The sequence below is a fragment of the Pseudomonas sp. 3MA1 genome, from assembly GCF_029237275.1.
In the GTDB taxonomy this organism is placed as follows: domain Bacteria; phylum Pseudomonadota; class Gammaproteobacteria; order Pseudomonadales; family Pseudomonadaceae; genus Aquipseudomonas; species Aquipseudomonas fluorescens_AP.
Map to the genome: position 1 here is coordinate 343888 of NZ_JAACFX010000004.1, position 19388 is coordinate 363275.

At 63.8% G+C, this 19388-nt stretch carries 19 protein-coding genes; 10 read left to right on the plus strand and 9 right to left on the minus strand.

The features are described 5' to 3' along the window. Positions 1-53 precede the first annotated feature (53 nt). The 10 genes from ubiE (at position 54) to GWQ44_RS14140 (ending at position 8160) form a co-directional block, all read left to right on the plus strand. Positions 54-824 carry a bifunctional demethylmenaquinone methyltransferase/2-methoxy-6-polyprenyl-1,4-benzoquinol methylase UbiE gene (gene ubiE, locus GWQ44_RS14095; protein ID WP_011058802.1) on the plus strand — a complete coding sequence of 257 codons (771 nt, stop codon included), beginning with the start codon at positions 54-56 and terminating at the stop codon, positions 822-824. Then, the gene (locus GWQ44_RS14100) at positions 824-1447 is read left to right on the plus strand and encodes an SCP2 sterol-binding domain-containing protein (protein WP_275927589.1); all 624 of its coding nucleotides are present in this window, start codon (positions 824-826) and stop codon (positions 1445-1447) included. Before ubiE ends, GWQ44_RS14100 begins: the two co-directional genes overlap by 1 nt. Beyond that, complete coding sequence (gene ubiB, locus GWQ44_RS14105) at positions 1444-3048, plus strand: ubiquinone biosynthesis regulatory protein kinase UbiB (protein WP_016962736.1); 1605 nt, start codon at positions 1444-1446, stop codon at positions 3046-3048. Before GWQ44_RS14100 ends, ubiB begins: the two co-directional genes overlap by 4 nt. Before the next feature lie 80 nt (positions 3049-3128). After that, a complete protein-coding gene (gene hisI / locus GWQ44_RS14110) occupies positions 3129-3521 on the plus strand; it encodes a phosphoribosyl-AMP cyclohydrolase (RefSeq protein WP_016962735.1) in 393 nt (130 codons plus the stop codon). 1 nt (position 3522) lies between these two features. Further along, the gene (locus tag GWQ44_RS14115; protein WP_103741122.1) at positions 3523-3855 is read left to right on the plus strand and encodes a phosphoribosyl-ATP diphosphatase; all 333 of its coding nucleotides are present in this window, start codon (positions 3523-3525) and stop codon (positions 3853-3855) included. Between the two features lie 25 nt (positions 3856-3880). Further along, positions 3881-4162: a twin-arginine translocase TatA/TatE family subunit gene (locus GWQ44_RS14120; RefSeq protein ID WP_016962732.1), complete on the plus strand. Its 282-nt coding sequence runs from the start codon at positions 3881-3883 to the stop codon at positions 4160-4162. Positions 4163-4172: 10 nt separating this feature from the next. Beyond that, entirely contained in the window at positions 4173-4625 is a 453-nt protein-coding gene (tatB, locus tag GWQ44_RS14125) for a Sec-independent protein translocase protein TatB (protein ID WP_275927590.1), read from the plus strand. Beyond that, positions 4622-5416, plus strand: coding sequence for a twin-arginine translocase subunit TatC (gene tatC / locus GWQ44_RS14130; protein ID WP_275927591.1), 795 nt, complete (start codon positions 4622-4624; stop codon positions 5414-5416). Before tatB ends, tatC begins: the two co-directional genes overlap by 4 nt. Next, on the plus strand, positions 5413-6120 hold the full coding sequence (locus GWQ44_RS14135; RefSeq protein ID WP_016962729.1) for a 16S rRNA (uracil(1498)-N(3))-methyltransferase: 708 nt from the start codon (positions 5413-5415) through the stop codon (positions 6118-6120). Before tatC ends, GWQ44_RS14135 begins: the two co-directional genes overlap by 4 nt. Before the next feature lie 123 nt (positions 6121-6243). Beyond that, entirely contained in the window at positions 6244-8160 is a 1917-nt protein-coding gene (locus GWQ44_RS14140) for a methyl-accepting chemotaxis protein (protein WP_275927592.1), read from the plus strand. A 62-nt stretch (positions 8161-8222) separates the two neighbouring features. Here GWQ44_RS14140 and GWQ44_RS14145 read toward each other — a convergent pair whose 3' ends face one another. The 9 genes from GWQ44_RS14145 to hutI form a co-directional block, all read right to left on the minus strand. Next, positions 8223-8957, minus strand: coding sequence for an amino acid ABC transporter ATP-binding protein (locus GWQ44_RS14145; protein ID WP_016962726.1), 735 nt, complete (start codon positions 8955-8957; stop codon positions 8223-8225). Beyond that, entirely contained in the window at positions 8950-9912 is a 963-nt protein-coding gene (locus GWQ44_RS14150) for an amino acid ABC transporter permease (RefSeq protein ID WP_016962724.1), read from the minus strand. Before GWQ44_RS14150 ends, GWQ44_RS14145 begins: the two co-directional genes overlap by 8 nt. Before the next feature lie 145 nt (positions 9913-10057). Then, entirely contained in the window at positions 10058-10855 is a 798-nt protein-coding gene (locus GWQ44_RS14155; RefSeq protein ID WP_047301171.1) for a transporter substrate-binding domain-containing protein, read from the minus strand. Positions 10856-11079: 224 nt separating this feature from the next. Further along, complete coding sequence (mdoH, locus tag GWQ44_RS14160; protein ID WP_275927593.1) at positions 11080-13650, minus strand: glucans biosynthesis glucosyltransferase MdoH; 2571 nt, start codon at positions 13648-13650, stop codon at positions 11080-11082. Continuing rightward, on the minus strand, positions 13643-15466 hold the full coding sequence (locus GWQ44_RS14165) for a glucan biosynthesis protein G (RefSeq protein WP_042940449.1): 1824 nt from the start codon (positions 15464-15466) through the stop codon (positions 13643-13645). The genes mdoH and GWQ44_RS14165 overlap by 8 nt, the downstream gene beginning before the upstream one ends. A 276-nt stretch (positions 15467-15742) precedes the next feature. Continuing rightward, the gene (gene dtd, locus GWQ44_RS14170) at positions 15743-16180 is read right to left on the minus strand and encodes a D-aminoacyl-tRNA deacylase (protein WP_016962703.1); all 438 of its coding nucleotides are present in this window, start codon (positions 16178-16180) and stop codon (positions 15743-15745) included. After that, positions 16177-17148 (minus strand): prolyl aminopeptidase, encoded by a 972-nt coding sequence (gene pip / locus GWQ44_RS14175; protein WP_047301166.1) that lies wholly within the window; start codon positions 17146-17148, stop codon positions 16177-16179. The genes dtd and pip overlap by 4 nt, the downstream gene beginning before the upstream one ends. A gap of 216 nt (positions 17149-17364) precedes the next feature. After that, positions 17365-18165, minus strand: a complete 801-nt coding sequence (gene hutG, locus GWQ44_RS14180; RefSeq protein ID WP_016968652.1) for an N-formylglutamate deformylase — start codon at positions 18163-18165, stop codon at positions 17365-17367. 10 nt (positions 18166-18175) lie between these two features. Continuing rightward, positions 18176-19381, minus strand: a complete 1206-nt coding sequence (gene hutI, locus GWQ44_RS14185) for an imidazolonepropionase (RefSeq protein ID WP_016968651.1) — start codon at positions 19379-19381, stop codon at positions 18176-18178. Positions 19382-19388 lie beyond the last annotated feature (7 nt).

A 19388-nucleotide genomic window follows, 5' to 3' on the forward strand; every position in this document is an offset into this window, starting at 1 on the left:
AAAGACCGCCACCGGGATTAGAATGTCGCGCATTCTCTTTTGGTGACAGCGATATGACTGATCAGCGCAAAGGCAGCGATGCCGAACCCACCACGCATTTCGGCTTCAAGAACGTTCCTGAAAGCCAGAAAGCGGAAAAAGTCGCAGAGGTGTTCCACTCGGTAGCGGCCAAGTACGACTTGATGAACGACGTACTGTCCGGCGGCATGCACCGTTTGTGGAAACGCTTCACCATCGAGCTCTCCGGCGTGCGCGCCGGCAACCGTGTGCTGGATATCGCCGGCGGCACGGGCGATCTGACCAAGCGGTTTTCCCACCTGGTTGGGCCGACCGGCCAAGTGGTGCTGGCGGACATCAACGAATCCATGCTCAAGGTCGGCCGTGACCGCCTGCTGGACCTGGGTGTGGCCGGCAACGTCGAATTCGTCCAGGCCGACGCGGAAAAACTGCCGTTCCCCGACAACCATTTCGACTGCGTGACCATCGCCTTCGGCCTGCGCAACGTCACCCATAAAGAAGACGCCCTGCGCTCCATGCTGCGGGTGCTCAAGCCCGGTGGCCGCCTCTTGGTGCTGGAATTCTCCAAGCCGACCAACGCGCTGATGTCCAAGGTCTACGACGCCTATTCGTTCGCCTTCATGCCCCTGGCCGGCAAGCTGATCACCAACGACTCGGAAAGCTACCGCTACCTGGCCGAATCGATCCGCATGCACCCCAACCAGGAAACCCTGAAGTCGATGATGGTCGAGGCCGGTTTCGACCGCGTGACCTATCACAACATGACCGCAGGCATCGTCGCCCTGCACCGCGGCATCAAGCCCTGATGTTGCTCAGCGGCCTGCTCGCCAGCGTCGAGACCGGCATCAACCGGATGCTGCGTCTGGACAGCACGGCCCTGACGCGCCTGCAGCACCTCAACGGCAAGGTGATCGCCGTCGACTGCCGCAGCCCGGCACTGCAACTGTTCATCCTGCCCAGCGATGAAGGCCTGATACTGGCCAGCCAGTGGGCCGCCGACCCGGACTGCATCCTCCGCGCGCCGGCATCGAGCCTGGTACGCCTGGCCCTGAGCAAGGACAAGACCGCAGTGCTGCACGCGCCGGAGGTGGAGCTGGAAGGCGACAGCGGCGTGCTGCTGGACCTGGCGGCCATCCTCCAGGATCTGGAGCTGGACTGGGAATACGAACTGTCCCGCTGGCTGGGCCCCGTGGCCACCCAGCTGTTCAGTGGCCATGTGCGCAGCCGGGCACGCTGCTATCAACAGGGCTTTGCCAGCCTGAATCAGAACCTTGCCGAATTCCTCGCCGAAGAATCGCGGACCCTGGTGGGTCAGCGCGAAGCCGAAGCGCGCTTTCGCGAACTGGATCAGGCCAAACTCGACCTGGAACGCCTTGAGGCGCGCTTCGAGCGCCTTTCCCGCTCCCTTGACCCAAGCGATAACGCATGAAGCTGCTTGCCGTCCGCCGTCTGTTGCGCATCCAGCGCGTCGTGATCCGCTACCGCCTCGATGACCTGCTGTTCGCCCTGCCCCTGCCCTGGTTTCTCCTGGCCCTGCGCTTCGCCCTGCCCTGGCGCTGGTTCCCGCGCAAGTCGCTGGACCTGAGCCGTGGCGCCCGACTGCGCCTGGCGCTGCAGGACCTGGGCCCGATCTTCATCAAGTTCGGGCAGATCCTCTCCACCCGCCGCGACCTGCTGCCGGAAGACATCGCCGACGAGCTGATGCTGCTGCAGGACCGGGTGCCGCCGTTCGACTCGCAAAAGTCCGTGGCCCTGATCGAGGAGCAACTGGGCAAGAAGATCAGCGACGTATTCAGCCGCTTCGACATCGAGCCCCTGGCCTCGGCCTCGGTGGCCCAGGTCCACGCCGCCAAGCTCAAGACCGGTGAAGAAGTGGTGGTCAAGGTGATCCGCCCCGGGCTCAAGCCGATCATCGCCCAGGACCTGGCGTGGCTGTTCATCCTCGCCCGCGCCGCGGAAAAACTCTCCGCCGACGCGCGCCTGCTGCACCCGGTGGACGTGGTCAGCGACTACGAGAAAACCATCTACGACGAGCTCGACCTGCTGCGCGAGGCGGCCAACGCCAGCCAGCTCAAGCGCAACTTCGAAGGCTCGCCGCTGCTGTATGTGCCCCAGGTCTACTGGGACTGGTGCCGGCCGAAAGTGCTGGTGATGGAGCGCATCTACGGCATTCAGGTGACCGACCTGGCGACCCTGGCCGACCAGCGCACCGACATGAAGATGCTCGCCGAGCGCGGCGTGGAGATCTTCTTCACCCAGGTGTTCCGCGACAGTTTCTTCCACGCCGACATGCACCCGGGCAACATCTTCGTCAGCACCGTGCAGCCCTGGAGCCCGCAGTACATTGCCATCGACTGCGGCATCGTCGGCAGCCTGACCCCGGAAGACCAGGACTACCTGGCGCGCAACCTGTTCGCCTTCTTCAAGCGCGACTACCGCCGCGTGGCCCAGTTGCACATCGACTCCGGCTGGGTCCCGGCAGAAACCAAACTCAACGAATTCGAGGCGGCAATCCGTACCGTGTGCGAGCCGATCTTCGAAAAGCCGCTGAAGGACATTTCCTTCGGCCAGGTGCTGATGCGCCTGTTCCAGACCGCTCGGCGCTTCAACATGGAAGTGCAGCCGCAACTGGTGCTGCTGCAGAAGACCCTGCTCAACATTGAAGGCCTGGGCCGCCAGCTGTACCCGGACCTGGACCTGTGGAACACCGCGCAACCCTTCCTCGAACGCTGGATGCGCGAGCGGGTCAGCCCCAAGGCGGTGCTGGGCAATATCCACAGCCAGATCGAGCAACTGCCGCACCTGGCCAACATGACCCGCGACCTGCTGGAACGCATGTCGCAGCCCCACGCCGCCGATCCTCCTGCGCCCTGGCAGCGACGCAAGGACGACTGGTTCCTGCGCTTGCTGGGCACCGCTCATCTGGCCGGTGGCGCCGTTCTGGCCGCTGGCGGCCCACTGCAGGAACTGGGGCACTGGCCTGCCGGCGTGATGATCGCAGTGGGTCTGTATCTGATCGTGCGCCGATAGCCAGTGGCGCGACCTGCTGGCAAACTGTCGCAATCGCCGAGGCGCTACCAGCGGGTGGCGCCCGGTTGTCGGAGTCGAACATGAAAGATTGGCTGGACCAGATCAAATGGGACGCGGACGGCCTGGTGCCGGCCATCGCCCAGGACCACAAGACCGGGCGCGTGCTGATGATGGCCTGGATGAACCGCGAGGCCCTGAGCCTGACCGCCGCCGAGAACCGCGCCATTTATTGGTCACGTTCCCGTGGCAAGCTATGGCGCAAGGGCGAGGAGTCCGGGCATGTGCAGAAACTGCATGAAATGCGCCTGGACTGCGACGCCGACGTGATCATCCTGATGGTCGAGCAGATCGGCGACATTGCCTGTCACACCGGCCGCCACAGCTGTTTCTACCGCGTCTTCGAAGACGGCGAGTGGAAAACCGTCGAACCGGTCCTCAAGGACCCGCACGCGATTTATTCTGCAGGACACTGACATGAGCGATACCCTCACCCGTCTGGCCCAGGTGCTGGAAGAGCGTAAAGACGCCGCAGCCGACAGCTCCTACGTCGCCAGCCTGTATCACAAGGGCCTGAACAAGATTCTGGAAAAAGTCGGCGAAGAGTCGGTGGAAACCATCATCGCCGCCAAGGACGCCGCCATCAGCGGCGACTGCAGCGACCTGATCTACGAAACCGCAGACCTGTGGTTCCACACCCTGGTCATGCTGGCGCAGCTGGGGCAGCATCCCCAGGCCGTGCTCGATGAGCTGGACCGCCGCTTCGGTCTGTCCGGACACGCCGAGAAAGCCTCGCGCCCGTCCGCCTGAACAACTTTCTAAGAGGAAACGCAGCATGGGCATTTTTGACTGGAAACACTGGATCGTCATCCTGGTGGTCGTGGTACTGGTATTCGGCACCAAGAAGCTCAAGAACCTGGGCACCGATGTCGGCGAGTCGATCAAGGGCTTTCGCAAGGCCATGAACGACGACGAAAAACCGGCCGAGCCCGTGGTTCCTCCAGCGGCCCAACCGGTGCCACCGGCCCAGCCCCAGCAAAGCGCGCCGCTGAACCAGCCGCACACCATCGACGTGCAGGCCCAGAAAGTCGAAGAGCCGACCCGCAAAGACTCGTGAGCACTGACTAATGTTTGGTATCAGCTTCTCTGAACTGCTGCTGGTGGGCCTGGTGGCCCTGCTGGTGCTCGGCCCCGAGCGCCTGCCCGGCGCTGCGCGCACCGCCGGCCTGTGGGTCGGGCGCCTCAAGCGCAGCTTCAACGCGATAAAACAGGAAGTTGAACGGGAAATCGGGGCCGATGAAATTCGTCGGCAACTGCACAACGAGCACATTCTGTCCCTGGAACAGGAGGCGCGGAAAATCCTCGCCCCGACCCAGCAGCAACCCACTCCAGTGGAGCCTGTGGCCGTGCAGACGATCCACGCGCCAGGCGCCACGCCGCCAGCCGAAGCCTCGCCAGTCAGTGAAGTGCCCGCCCCCGCGACAGTGACCTCGGCACCGACCGCAGAGCCAGCAGCCCCGGTGGCAACACCCGCCACCACGGCCCCCCACGACTCCACCTTGCCGCCGCGAGCACCATGAGCGATATCCCAGAGAACGACCAACACATGCCGCTGGTATCGCACCTCACCGAGCTGCGTACCCGCCTGCTGCGCTGCGTAGCGGCGATCTTCATCATCTTCGCCGGGTTGTTCGCCTTCACCCAGCAGATCTACACCATCGTCTCCACGCCACTGCGCCAGTACCTGCCGGTCGGCGCGACGATGATCGCCACCGACGTCGCCTCGCCGTTCCTGACGCCGCTGAAGCTGACCATGATGGTCTCGCTGTTCCTGGCCATTCCGGTGATCCTGCACCAGATCTGGGGCTTTATCGCACCTGGCCTGTACAAGCATGAAAAACGCATTGCCGTGCCCTTGCTGGTGTCGAGCATCCTGCTGTTCTACATCGGCATGGCGTTCGCCTACTTCCTGGTGTTCCCGCTGATCTTCAAGTTCTTCGCCGCCGCCACCCCGGCCGGCGTGGAAATGATGACCGACATCACCAGCTACCTCGATTTCGTCATGACCCTGTTCTTCGCCTTCGGCGTGGCCTTCGAGATCCCGGTGGCCGTGGTCCTGCTGGTGTGGATCGGCGTGGTCAACGTGGCGTACCTGAGGAAGATCCGGCCTTACGTGATCATCGGCTGCTTCGTGGTGGGCATGATCCTCACGCCGCCGGACATCTTCTCCCAGACCCTGCTGGCCGTGCCCATGTGGCTGCTGTTCGAGATCGGCGTGCTGTTCGGCGGGCTGATCAGCAAGCGCGGCGAACATGCGGACGACGCCCCGGCCGACGATCACAACGACCAGCCGCCAGCGACCCGAGGGTGAACCTGCTGCTTCTGGAGGAGGCCGACTTCATCGCGGCCGACCGAGTGGTACTGCACGATCGGCGCCTGACCCACATGCAGGAAGTGCATCGGGTAGCGGTGGGCGACAGCCTGCGGGTGGGGCGCATCGACGGCTTGATGGGCAACGCCCAGGTCCTGCGCCTGGAAGCCGGCGAGGCCGAACTGCAAGTCACCCTGGAACAAGCGCCACCGGCCAAGCTGCCACTGACCCTGGTCCTGGCCCTGCCACGGCCGAAAATGCTGCGCCGGGTGTTTCAGACCGTGGCCACCATGGGTGTGCCCCGGCTGGTGCTGGTCAATAGCTACCGGGTCGAGAAGAGCTTCTGGCAGACTCCGTTCCTTGAACCCGAAGCCATCCGCGAACAACTGATCCTTGGCCTGGAGCAGGCACGCGACACTGTGCTGCCCGAAGTGGTCATCGAGAAGCGCTTCAAGCCCTTCGTCGAGGACCGTTTGCCGGCCCTTTGCGCCGACACTCTGGGACTGGTGGGCCACCCGGGGCAGTACCCGCCCTGCCCGCGCGACGTGGATCGGCCGGTGACCCTGGCCATCGGCCCGGAAGGCGGCTGGATTCCCTACGAAATCGACCTGCTGGGCAAGGCCGGATTGCAACCCGTGCAACTGGGCGAACGCATCCTGCGGGTGGAAACCGCCGTCACCGCCCTGCTCGCCCGTCTGTTCTGAGGATGGGCACGGCCTCAGCCGGGCCTGTCGCCAGTAATAGCAAACCGCCAGTCAGCTACAGAATCCAGGGTTCCCGCCGATAGCCTATGGTTAAGCCCATATTGCTAAAAGGGAGTTCGCGGCATGTACGGTTGGCTAGCCAAAAAACTGGGAAACCTGAGCGTCAGCCTCAAGCTCGGCATCGGCTTCGGCCTGGTACTGCTGCTGACCCTGTTGATCACCGCCACCGGCTGGACGGGCTTGGCGGGAGTCATCGATCGTGGCGACAAGCTGGGCAACATCTCCACCCTCTACGCCATGACCAAGGACCTGCGCATCGCCCGCCTCAACTACGAGATGCTGCATGGCGAACAAGGTCCCGATGCCGTCAACGCCATGCTCAAGCAGCTCGACGAAGGCCTGCAAGCAGCCCGCGCGCAATTGCAGCAACCTGAAAGCATCGCCATGGTCGAACAGCAACTGGATGCCGTCGCCGAGTATCACCGGGCCTTCAACGACATGACACGCGCCACCGCAGCCCGCGAAGCGGCCCGCTCCCAGCTCGGGGCCAGCGCGGACAACGCCGCGGCCCGGGTCGCCGAAGTCGAGAAGTCGCTGCTGCAAGGCGACAGCGTGGCCCAGTTCAACAACGTCATCGAGCTTTCCAGGCTGATCCAGCAGGCACGCTTCCAGGTTCGCGGCTACACCTACAGCGGCAAGCCCGAAGCCAAGCAGCCGGCCCTGGACGCCATCGACAACGCCCTGAACAACCTCACCGGCCTGCCCTCGCGCCTGCCAGAACAGCACATCGCCAACCTGCAACAGGCCAGCGACTCGCTCAAGGCCTACCGCGCGGCGGTCAGTGCCTTCAGCGACTCCGAGGAAGCCGGCGCCGCCGCCCTCAAGCGCATGGCCACCCAGGGCGACCGCTTGATGAACCTGAGCAAGCAACTGACCGCCGCGCAGACCGCCAAGCGTGACAGCGAGGCCAGCCAGGCCAAGAGCACCCTGTTGATCGCCACGCTACTGGCGCTGGTCTTCGGCATGGTCGCTGCCTGGGCCATCACCCGGCAGATCATCCAGCCCCTGCAACAGACCCTCAAGGCCGCCGAGCGCGTGGCGTCCGGCGACCTCAGCCAGGACCTGACAGTCGACCGGCGCGACGAGATGGGCCAGCTGCAACGCGCCATGCAACGCATGACCCTGGGCCTGCGGGAGCTGATCGGCGGTATCAGCGACGGCGTGACCCAGATCGCCAGCGCCGCCGAACAACTGTCCGCCGTCACCGAGCAGACCAGCGCCGGGGTCAACAGCCAGAAAGTCGAAACCGACCAAGTGGCCACGGCCATGAATGAAATGGCCGCCACGGTGCAGGAAGTGGCACGCAACGCCGAAGAGGCTTCGGAAGCGGCCGTAGCCGCCGATCAGCAGGCACGCGAAGGCGACCGGGTGGTCAACGAAGCCATCGCCCAGATCGAGCGCTTAGCCCGCGAGATGGGCAACTCCACCGAAGCCATGGGCCACCTCAAGCAGGAAAGCGACAAGATCGGCAGCGTGCTGGACGTGATCAAGTCCGTGGCCCAGCAGACCAACCTGCTGGCCCTCAACGCCGCCATCGAAGCCGCCCGGGCCGGCGAAGCCGGACGCGGTTTCGCCGTGGTCGCGGACGAGGTGCGCAGCCTGGCGCAACGCACCCAGCAATCCACCGAAGAAATCGCCGAGCTGATCGTCGGCCTGCAAAGCGGCACCCAGCAAGTGGCCAGCACCCTGGACACCAGCCGCAGCCTGAGCGACAGCAGCGTCGAGCTGACCCGCCGGGCCGGGGGTTCGCTGGAGAACATTACTCGCACCGTGTCGGCGATCCAGGCGATGAACCAGCAGATCGCCGCCGCCGCCGAGCAGCAGAGCGCCGTAGCGGAAGAGATCAACCGCAGCGTATTGAATGTGCGTGATGTGTCCGAACAGACGTCATCGGCCAGCGAGGAAACCGCGGCCTCCAGCGCCGAGCTGGCGCGGTTGGGGATTCACTTGCAGAGCCTGGTGGGGCGTTTCCGGGTCTGAACCGCTTCGCCGGCAAGCCGGCTCCTACAGGGGATGTAGGAACCGGCTTGCCGGCGCAGGCCTCACAGCACCTGACGCAGGAAAGCCTGGGCCCGAGGGTCTTTCGGCGCCTCGAAGAACACCTCCGGCGCCGCATCCTCCAGCAACTTGCCGTGATCGAAAAACAGCACCCGATCCGCCACTTCCCGGGCAAAGCCCATTTCGTGGGTGACGCAGACCATGGTCATGCCTTCCAGGGCCAGGGTCTTCATCACGTCCAGCACCTCGCCGACCATTTCCGGGTCCAGGGCCGAGGTCGGCTCGTCGAACAGCATCACCTTGGGCTCCATCGCCAGGGCCCGGGCAATCGCCACCCGCTGCTGCTGACCGCCGGAAAGCCGTGAAGGAAACTCGTGGGCCTTCTGCGCGATACCGACCTTCTCCAACAGCGCCAGGGCCTTGGCCTCGCGCTCCTGCTTGCCGCGCTTGCGCACCACCTTCTGCGCCAGGCAGAGGTTGTCCAGCACGGTCATGTGGGGAAACAGGTTGAAATGCTGGAACACCATGCCGACTTCCCGGCGATAGGCGTTGACGTCGGTCTTGGGATCGGCCAGCTGCAGGCCGTCGATGCTCACCGAGCCGGAGTCGAACGCTTCCAGGCCATTGAGGCAGCGCAGGAAGGTCGACTTGCCGGAACCGGAAGGCCCGATCACCACCAGCACTTCGCCCTTGGCCACCTGGGTGGTGACGTTATCCACCGCGCGCACCACCTGGCCACGGGTGTCGAAGACTTTTACCAGATCGCGGACTTCAATCACTTTGCGCGAGCCTCCGCTCAAGCCGGCTGGCCATCTTCGACAGCGGCAGGTTGATCAACAAATACAGGCCCGCCACACAGAACAGGATCTCGAACGGCGAGAACGAGGTGGTGATGACTTCCCGGCCGCTCTTGAGCAGCTCGGTAATGGCGATCACCGACACCAGCGAAGTGTCCTTGACCAGGCTGATGAACTGCCCGGCCAGGGGCGGCAGCACCCGCTTGAAGGCCTGGGGCAGCACCACATGGCGCATCGACTGGCCGGCGCTGAGCCCCAGGGAGCGGGCGGCTTCGTTCTGGCCGCGGGCGATGGACTGCACCCCGGCGCGGACGATCTCCGCCACATAAGCCCCGGTGAACAGCGACAGCGCGGCGATCCCGGCGAATTCCCGGGACAGGTTGAGCACCGTGCCGATAAAGAAATAGAAGATGAAGATCTGCACCAGCAGCGGCGTGCCCCGCACCAGCTCGACATAGATCGTCGACAGGTCGCGCAGGGTCGGGTTACTGGACAGCCGGCACAGACCGGTGCCCAGACCGATGATCAGGCCCAGCACCCCGGACACCACCGACAGCCACAAGGTGGTCCACAGGCCCCACAACAAAGGCCCCGCGGCCCAGTGCCGGGTGACGCCGATCACGTCGCCTTCGGCCACGTCATCGCCGCTGGCCACCTGCAGGCTGCTTTCATCGACGCTCAGGTGCTGCTCGGCACCCGAGTCACCGCGCAGGGTGACCTGGGCCTTGCCGCCCTGGCGCACGACCTCGGCGACGGTGGAGATCTCCGCCGCCCGCTGGGATTCTTCGGCCTGATAGGCGAAGTACTGGGGGACACGGTTCCAGCGCCACTCGTAGGACATCAACGAGGTGGCGTAGTACAGCGCGCCAGCCAGACCGATCAGCACCAGCACGGTCAGCACGTGCCAGGGCCATTGGGCTTTTTTCTGTTTGTTCACTTTGCAGGTTCCAGCGGTTTGCAGCGGGGAGGTTCGGCAGAGCCTGGGTGGGCATCATCGCGAGCAAGCTCGCTCCTACAAAAACGCGGTACGCCCTGTAGGAGCGAGCTTGCTCGCGATCAACCGCCAATCAGTTGCCTGACGCCTATTCCATGTCCTTGAGCCACTCGGTGCTCTTGAACCACTTGTCATGGATGCGATCGTAGGTGCCGTCTTCGTGGATCTGGTGCAGGAAGTTGTTGATGAAGTTGATGCTGTCGTAGTCGCCCTTCTTCAGGCCGAAGGCCAGGGGCTCGTAGGTGAACGGCTTGTCGAGGAATACCAGCTTGCCATTGCCCACCTTGTTGACGGCCACCACGTTGTACGGGGCGTCATAGATGAAGGCGTCGGCCTTGCCGTTGACCACGTCCAGCACCGCTTCCTGCTCGTTGTCATAGCCGTGGTACTTGGCCTTGGCGATCAGCTTCTTGGCGACCATTTCACCGGTGGTGCCCAGCTTGGAGGTGATGCGGTAATCGGCGCTGTTCAGGTCCTTGTAGGACTTGATGGTGCCTTCCAGCTCCTTGCGGATCAGCAGGGTCTGGCCGACCACGATGAAGGGTTCGCTGAAGTTCAGGCGCAGGTTGCGTTCCTGGGTCAGGGTCATGCCGCTGCCGATCATGTCGAACTTGTCGGTCAGCAGGGCCGGGATGATGCCGTCATAACCGGTGGAAACCATCTCCAGCTTGACCCCCATGGACTTGGCCATGGCCTTGAGCAGGTCGACTTCGAAACCGATGATTTCGCCGCGCTTGTTGGTCATCTCGAACGGCATGTAGGTCGGGTCCATGCCGACTTTCAGCGTGCCGCGCTTGACCGCGTCATCGATGGCGCCGGCCTGGGCGGTAGTGACCGCCAGCATGGCGGCAGCGCCTGCCAGCAGCAGCGAAAGATACTTCTTCATCTCAAGTCCCCTGAAGCCATTTTATTGTGGTGTCTGCGCGCGGCGGGCCTTGGAAGGAAAGTCTTCGACGATCAAGCCGTTATCGATCACGCACAGAAATTTGCGGGTGCGATGCTAACGCACTCGGCCATTTGCACAAGGATTTTTGTTGCCGGCCAAGGGCATGGAGACTATCGGCCGCACATAGCAAAACGCCCTTGAGCAGGAGCTCAAGGGCGTTGGCTTCAGGCCGGTTGCGGCGCCGCGTTCAGCGGCTGCAACGGCAGCAGGGGGGCATGGGGATCGGTATCCACCGACTGGCGCCAGGCGCTCAGCCATTCGCTGTGCCCCTCGCTCCACACCTGCTCATGCAGGCGTCCCAGGGCCACTGGATCGCTCAACAGCGCCAGGCGCTCGCTGTTGTTCAAGGCCGCCGGGCCGGCTTTGAGGGCATGACGCACCCGTTCCTGACGCAGCCATTCGATCGGCTCGGCCTGGGTATGACGGGACGTCGCCAGGGCACAAGCCAGGGCGTTCTGCTGCGGATCGACCACGGCGCGGATAAAGCCGTCGTTGAGCGCGTGCCAGCGGTTCTCGTGGGTGTACTGGTCGGTGGCCAGCAGCGCCTGCGGCGGATTGTATTCCTCAGGGATCAGGAACAGGCTCTCGTCACGGGACTTCAGGCCCAGGCCCACCCGGCTGGAAATCACCGACACCGGAATCGACAGCATCAGCGAACCGACGATCGGCACCAGCCACCAGAGGAAGCTCGGGTTCAGCCAGATCACCAAGAGCGCCCAGCAGAAGCCCAGCAGGGTCTGTGGACCGTGGCGCTTGACCGCTTCGCTCCACGGCGTGGAGTCGTCGTCACGCTGCGGCGAATTCCAGGTCGCGGCCCAGCCGAGGAACGCGGCCAGGACGAAACGGGTGTGGAAAATCATCCGCACCGGCGCCAGCAGCATGGAGAACAGCATCTCCAGGAGCATCGACAGGGTCACCTTGAACTTGCCGCCGAACTCTTTCGCGCCCTTGGCCCAGATCAGGATGATGCTCAAGAGCTTCGGCAGGAACAGCAGCACGATGGTGGTGGAGAACAGCGCGATGGCCTTGTCCGGGTGCCACTGCGGCCACAGCGGATACAGCTGGCGCGGCTCGAGGAAGTACTGCGGCTCCATCAGGGTGTTGACCGCCAGCAGGGCCGTGGACAGCACCAGGAAGAAGAACCACAGCGGCGCCGACAGGTAGGACATCACCCCGGTGAGGAACACCGCGCGGTGCACCGGGTGCATGCCCTTGACCAGGAACAGGCGGAAGTTCATCAGGTTGCCGTGGCACCAGCGACGGTCACGCTTGAGTTCGTCCAGCAGGTTCGGCGGCAATTCTTCGTAACTGCCCGGCAGGTCGTAGGCAATCCACACGCCCCAGCCAGCGCGACGCATCAGCGCGGCTTCGACGAAGTCGTGGGACAGGATCGCACCGGCGAAAGCACCTTTACCGGGCAACGGCGCCAGGGCGCAGTGCTCGATGAACGGCTGCATGCGGATGATCGCGTTGTGGCCCCAGTAGTGCGACTCGCCCAACTGCCAGAAGTGCAGGCCAGCAGTGAACAGCGGACCATAGACCCGGGTGGCGAACTGCTGCATGCGCGCATACAGCGTATCCATGCCCGAGGCCCGTGGCGCGGTCTGGATGATCCCGGCGTCCGGCGTGGCTTCCATCAGGCGCACCAGGCTGGTCAGGCATTCGCCACTCATCACGCTGTCGGCGTCGAGCACCACCATGTACTTGTAGTCGCCGCCCCAGCGACGGCAGAAGTCGTCGAGGTTGCCGCTCTTGCGCTTCACGCGGCGACGGCGACGGCGATAGAAGATCTTGCCGAAGCCCTTGGCTTCGCGGCAGACATCCAGCCAGGCCTGCTGCTCGGCGACGCAGATATCGCTGTCGTTACTGTCGCTCAAGACGAAGAAGTCGAAGCGGTCCAGGTCACCGGTGGCCGCCACCGACTCGAAGGTCGCCCGCAGGCCGGCAAACACCCGCGGCACGTCTTCGTTGCAGATCGGCATGACCAAGGCGGTGCGCGCATCCTTGGGGATTGGCTCGTTGCCGGCGCTGGCCCCGGAAATGCGGTACTTGTCGTGACCGGTCAACAGTTCCAGGAAGCCCATCAGGGCGGTCCAGAAACCCGCCGACACCCAGCAGAACAGGATCCCGAACAGAATCAGGATGCTGGTCTGCAAGGCATAGGGCAGCACTTGCTGGGCGGTCTGCATCAGCGGCTGGTGCATGACCTCTTCCAGATCGACGAACGACCAGCCCTGGTACGGCATGATGCCTTTCATGTACCAGCCGGCGACGATGGTCTGGCCAAGCATCAACAGCAGCAGGATGTAGCGGCGGATCGAACCCACGGTGCGCCAGCGGGCAGCGGGCAGCACGCGTTCGTCCTTCTTCGGCGCCGGCGGGTTGCTGCGCCCGGTCAGGCGCCGCCAGCCACGCACCAGGATATTGGTGCGCCACGGCTCCGGTACCACCTTGGTGCGGCGGATGGGGGGCGTGGCCTTGAGGCAGACCCGGCCTTCGGCGTCGACACCGAGCATTTCCGCTTCTTCGAGTTCAGCGGCGGTGCTCATGTTCAGGCGCTGGCCCACCGAGGCCTGGGCGGCATCGGCGGGGGCGTCGAAGGTGCTTGACGACAGGCGTTGGTGCAGTTCGCTGAAGGACTGGCAGCCCGCGAGTTCCGCGCGCTGCGCATCCGACATCGGCAGGTGCGCCAGGTACTCGGCAAGAGACTCTGGCTGTAGTTGAGAGTTACTCATCGGCAGGCAACTGATAGCTCCAGGTCTCGGTCAGGACTTGTTCAGTTTTAACCGGTTCCGGTGTGGCAGGGGCCGCTTCGGCAGCAGCAGGCTGCTTGGCGTCTTTGTGGTCCTTGTCCTTGGTGCCCTTGGCATCCTTGGCCGGCTTGGCTTCCGCCTGCTTGGCGGCGGCTGCGGCGGCTTCCTTGTCCTTCTTCTCCTGCTGCTTGGCGGCGAGCTTGTCGGCCTTGGCCACGGAGGAGTTGGAGTTCGGCATCGAGGCCTTGGCCGGCTCCGGCTGGGCAATGTCACGGACCAGGGCGGCGCGCATCTCGGTGGACTTGCTCGCGTCCTTGATCTTCATGCGCAGGGTCAGGCGCCAGCCCTTGGTTTCCGGGTTGTAGCGCACGCTGTTTTCCACCAGCTCGGCGTTGTCGCCGACACTGACCTGGCTGCGAACTTCGGCATTCTCCGGCAATGCCGCCAGGGACGGGCCCTGGAAGTCCACCAGGTAAGCCACGCTGCCATCGGGTTGACGGATCAGGTTGGACTGCTTGACGTCGCCGGTGGAACGCAGGGTCTGTTGCACCCAGGCGCTGTCCGGGGAATGCAGGGCGGCTTCGTCGATGGTCCAGTGCAGGCGGTAGGCGTAGTCCAGCGGCTGGCCGGGCTCCGGTTGTTTTTCCGGGTTCCAGAACGCCACGATGTTGTCGTTGGTTTCATCCGCGGTCGGGATCTCGACCAGGTCGACGGTGCCCTTGCCCCAGTCGCCCTTGGGCTCGATCCAGGCGCTTGGGCGCTTGTCGTAGCGGTCATCGAGGTCTTCGTAGTGGCTGAAGTCGCGGCCACGCTGCAGCAGGCCGAAACCACGCGGGTTTTCCACCGAGAAGTTGCTCACGGCCAGGTGTTTCGGGTTGTTCAGCGGACGCCAGATCCACTCGCCGTTGCCGGCATGGATCGACAGGCCGCTGGAGTCATGCAGCTCGCGACGGTAGTTGAGGACTTTCGACGGCTGGTTGGCGCCGAACAGGTACATGCTGGTCAGCGGGGCCAGGCCCAGCTTGCCGACCTTGTCCCGCAGGAACACCCGGGCTTTGACGTCGACGATGGTGTCGGCGCCCGGACGCAGGGTCAGGCGATAGGCGCCGGTGGCCCGTGGCGAGTCCAGCAGGGCGTAGATCACCAGGTGCTTGTCGGTCGGCTTGGGCTGCTGGATCCAGAACTCGCTGAAACGCGGGAACTCTTCGCCGGACGGCAAGGCGGTGTCGATCGCCAGGCCGCGGGCGGACAGGCCATAGGTATGACCCTTGCCAACGACGCGGAAGTAGCTGGCGCCGAGCATGGTCATGATTTCGTCTTGCTTGTCAGCCTTGTTGATCGGGTACAGCACACGGAAACCGGCATAGCCGAGTTTCTCGGTGGCCTTGGGATCGAACTTGACGTCGCCGAAATCGAAACGGTTCGGGTCGTACTTGATCTCGGATACGGTATTGGCGCTGATCTCGTTGATCTTCACCGGCGTGTCGAAGTGCATGCCCTGGTGATAGAACGACAACTTGAACGGGGTCTTCTGATCGGCCCATTCGGCTTTTTCGCTGAGAAAGCGGATTTTCTGGTAGTCCGCGAACTTCATCTCACGGAACTCGTTCGGCAGGTTACTGCGCGGGGCCTCGTACTTCTGCCCGGCCAGGTCCTTGGCCTTGGCCGACACATCATCCAGATTGAATGCCATGAGTTGACCGGCACCGAACAGGCAGACCAGAGCAGAGCCCGTCACCAGTGCGTTTCGTAACCGTTTGGCAAACAAGTTTGGTGCATTACAGGGACTAACAATCACGAGCAACCCTCGCCGAAAACAGATCAAAAAACCAACGGCCAGCTATCTATATGCCAGGTTGGCGAGCATTGTTCCGACTCCGATGGGGCTAAATGATTCCCCAAGCGGCCGTGGACAAGTCTCTACTTAAGTCAAAATGGACCAACGAACGCTGATCCCCGTAGCGCGCGATTATCTAGTAGCCCGCGTTACAACGCATCAGGGGTAACAAAGTATTTATTGCGAAAAACAGCCGTTTGCGCCGCATTTCGGTGGAAAAAGCTGTTTCAGGCGTTTTCAGGTCTGTAACAGGAAGGTTACCGGGCCGTCATTGACCAGATGCACCTGCATGTCCGCGCCGAAACGCCCTGATGCCACTTTGCCATGCAACTGTTGCGCCTTCACTACCAGGTAGTCAAAAAGCTCCTCGCCAAGGGCGGGTGGCGCGGCCGTGGAAAAGCTCGGGCGCAACCCGCTCTTGGTGTCCGCTGCCAGGGTGAACTGCGACACCAGCAGCAACCCGCCCTGCACATCGGTCAGGGACAGGTTCATCTTGCCTTCAGCATCGCTGAACACCCGATAGTTAAGCAGCTTATGCAGAAGTTTGTCGGCGCTGGCCCGAGTATCCTCGGGCTCCACCGCCACCAGCACCAGCAACCCCTGGTCCACCGCGCCGACGATTTCCCCGGCCACCTCGACCCGCGCGCCGGTTACGCGCTGCAACAGCCCCTTCATGCTTCTTCGGGTGGCAGATCGAGAAGGCGCCGTGCCATCTGATCAGTGGCACGCACCAGAGCATCGGTGATGCCCGGTTCGGAAGCGGCGTGACCGGCGTCGCGAATCACCTGCAGCTCGCTGTTGGGCCAGGCCTGATGCAGCTCCCAGGCATTGTCCAGCGGGCAGATCACGTCATAGCGGCCATGCACGATGACCCCGGGCAGATGGGCGATCTTGCCCATGTCGCGGATCAGTTGGTCGGGTTCGAGGAAGGCATTGTTGATGAAGTAATGGCATTCGATCCGGGCAATCGACAGCGCTCGCTGTGGCTCGGAGAAACGGTCAACCACCAATGGATTGGGACGCAAGGTCGCGGTGCGCCCTTCCCAGCCCGACCAGGCCTTGGCCGCATGCATCTGGGCGATCTGGTCGGTGCCGGTCAGGCGCTTGTGGAAGGCGCTGACCAGATCGTGACGCTCTTCCAGGGGAATCGGCGCCACATAGTCCTGCCAGTAGTCGGGGAACAGGCGGCTGGCGCCACACTGGTAGTACCACTGGATTTCCTGGGGACGGGCCAGGAAGATCCCCCGCACGATCAGCCCCAGCACCCGATCGGGATGGGTTTGCGCGTAGGCCAGGGCCAGGGTCGAACCCCAGGAGCCGCCAAACAGCACCCATTTGTCGATGCCCAGGTGCTGGCGAATCCGCTCCAGGTCCGCCACCAGGTCCCAGGTGGTGTTGTTTTCCAGGCTGGCGTGAGGGGTGGAGCGCCCGCAACCGCGCTGGTCGAAGGTGACGATACGGTACAGGTTCGGATCGAAGTAGCAGCGACTGGACGCGTCGCAGCCGGCCCCCGGCCCGCCATGAATGAACACCACCGGCAACCCTTCCGGTGAACCGCTTTCGTCGACATACAGCACATGAGGCTCGTCGACGGCCAGATCGTGCCGGGCATAGGGTTTGATCTGCGGGTACAAAGTCTGCATTACGCGCTCCGTGGAGGTCGGGTTCATCCCTGGTGGGACTTCATTTATTCTGCCGTTCGGCATCATAAACCCGAATCACGCAATCAGCATGTCCTTGAAGAAAACAGGGTTGTTCGGGGGATTGCGACGCGTAGCGCAGGGTGCTTCGCGAGCAAGCTCGCTCCTACATGAAGGTGTGCATCAGCGGTAGGAACCAGCCTGCTGGCGCAAGCAATGTCAGCGGTAACGCTCCTGCCCCCAGTCCAGCAGCCCCTGCAGCAGCGCCTTGAGCACCACCTGGGTCGGTGCCGCCAGGTCCTCGCGATAGCGGAACGGTTCGAACTCCTCCATGTAGGCACTCTGCGCCAGCTCCAGCTGCACCGCATGAATGTGCTCGGCCGGGTTGCCGTAATGCCGGGTGATGTGCCCGCCCTTGAAACGCCCGTTGAGTACATGGGTGTAATCGCCGTGGGCCGCGCAAATGCTCTCCAGGCGGCTGGCCAGTTGCGGATCGCAGCTGGCGCCATTGAAGGTGCCGAGATTGAAGTCCGGCAGCTTGCCCTCGAACAGGTGCGGAATCAGCGAACGGATGGAGTGGGCATCGAACAGCAAGGCATAGCCGAACTCGGCCTTGAGCCGCGCCAGCTCCTCCTGCAGGGTGCGGTGATAGGGCACCCAGACCTGCTGCAGGTACTGCTGCCGCTCCTCACTGGACGGTGCCTGCCCCTCGACGAACAGGGGCTGGCCATCGAACAGCGTCGCCGGATACAGCCCGGTGGTGGCGCCCACGTACAGCGGCTTGTCGTCGGACGGCCGGTTCAGGTCGATGACGAAGCGCGAATACTCGGCGGCCAGGGTGCTGGCCCCCAACGCCTCGGCAAACTCATACAGCCGCGGAATGTGCCAGTCGGTATCCGGCAGGCTCTGTGCCTGGGGCACCAACCCGGCCGCCACGTCCGGGGTCAGGCGCGTACCGGCGTGGGGCATGCTGATCAGCAGCGGCACCCGGCCTTGTTTGAACGTCAGAACCTTATCCACAAGCCTTCTCCTACACAGTCACTTCAACGCCGTGTCGCACGACGCGTTTTTCCAGGTCACCGCCCAGCCAGTAGGCCAGGTCGGCGGGACGATCGATCTGCCAGGCGACGAAGTCCGCCACCTTGCCCACTTCCAGCGAGCCATGGGTCTTGTCCATGCCCAGGGCCTGGGCGGCGTGCAGGGTCACCCCGGCCAACGCCTCTTCCGGCGTCATCCGCAAACAGGTGCAGGCCATGTTCAGCATCAGGCGCAGCGACAGCACCGGCGACGTCCCGGGATTGAGATCGCTGGCCACCGCCATCTTCACCCCGTGCTTGCGCAGGGCGTCCATCGGTGGCAGCTGGGTTTCCCGAAGAAAATAGAACGCCCCCGGCAGCAGCACCGCGACGGTTCCCGAAGCCGCCATGGCGATGGCATCGTCCTCGGTCATGAACTCCAGGTGATCGGCGGACAGCGCCCGGTAGCGCGCCGCCAGGCTCGAACCGTGCAGCGACGACAGCTGCTCGGCATGCAACTTGACCGGCAGTCCGAGCTGCTGCGCGGCAATGAATACCCGCTCCACCTGGGCCGGGGAAAACGCCAGGTATTCACAGAAGGCATCCACCGCATCCACCAGCCCCTCGGCCGCCAGGGCCGGAAGCATCTCGCTGCAGATATGCTCGATGTAGTCGTCGCTGCGCTCGGCATATTCCGGCGGCAGGGCGTGGGCCGCCAGGCAGGTGCTGCGCACACTGACCGGCAGTTCCTCGCCAAGACGACGGATCACCCGCAGGATCTTGCGCTCACTGGCCAGATCCAGGCCGTAGCCGGACTTGATCTCGACGCTGGTCACACCATCGCGCAGCAGGCTCAGCAGACGCTTGCGGGCGCTGACGAACAGTTCTTCTTCAGTGGCCGCGCGGGTCGCCCGCACGGTGCTGGCGATACCGCCACCGGCGGCGGCGATCTCGGCATAGCTCACGCCTTGCAGGCGCTGTTCGAACTCGCCGCTGCGGTTGCCGCCAAACACCGTGTGGGTGTGGCAATCGATCAGCCCCGGGGTGACCCAGGCGCCGCCCAGGTCCTGGACCTGGTGGTCATCGGCGACCGGCGCCTGCTGGCGCCGGCCGATCCACTCGATGTGCGCCCCTGACGTCACGATGGCCGCGTCCTCGATGATCGAGTAAGTGCCCTGGGCCATGCTGGCGACGTTGCAGTGTTGCCAAAGAGTTTTCATCCAAGGC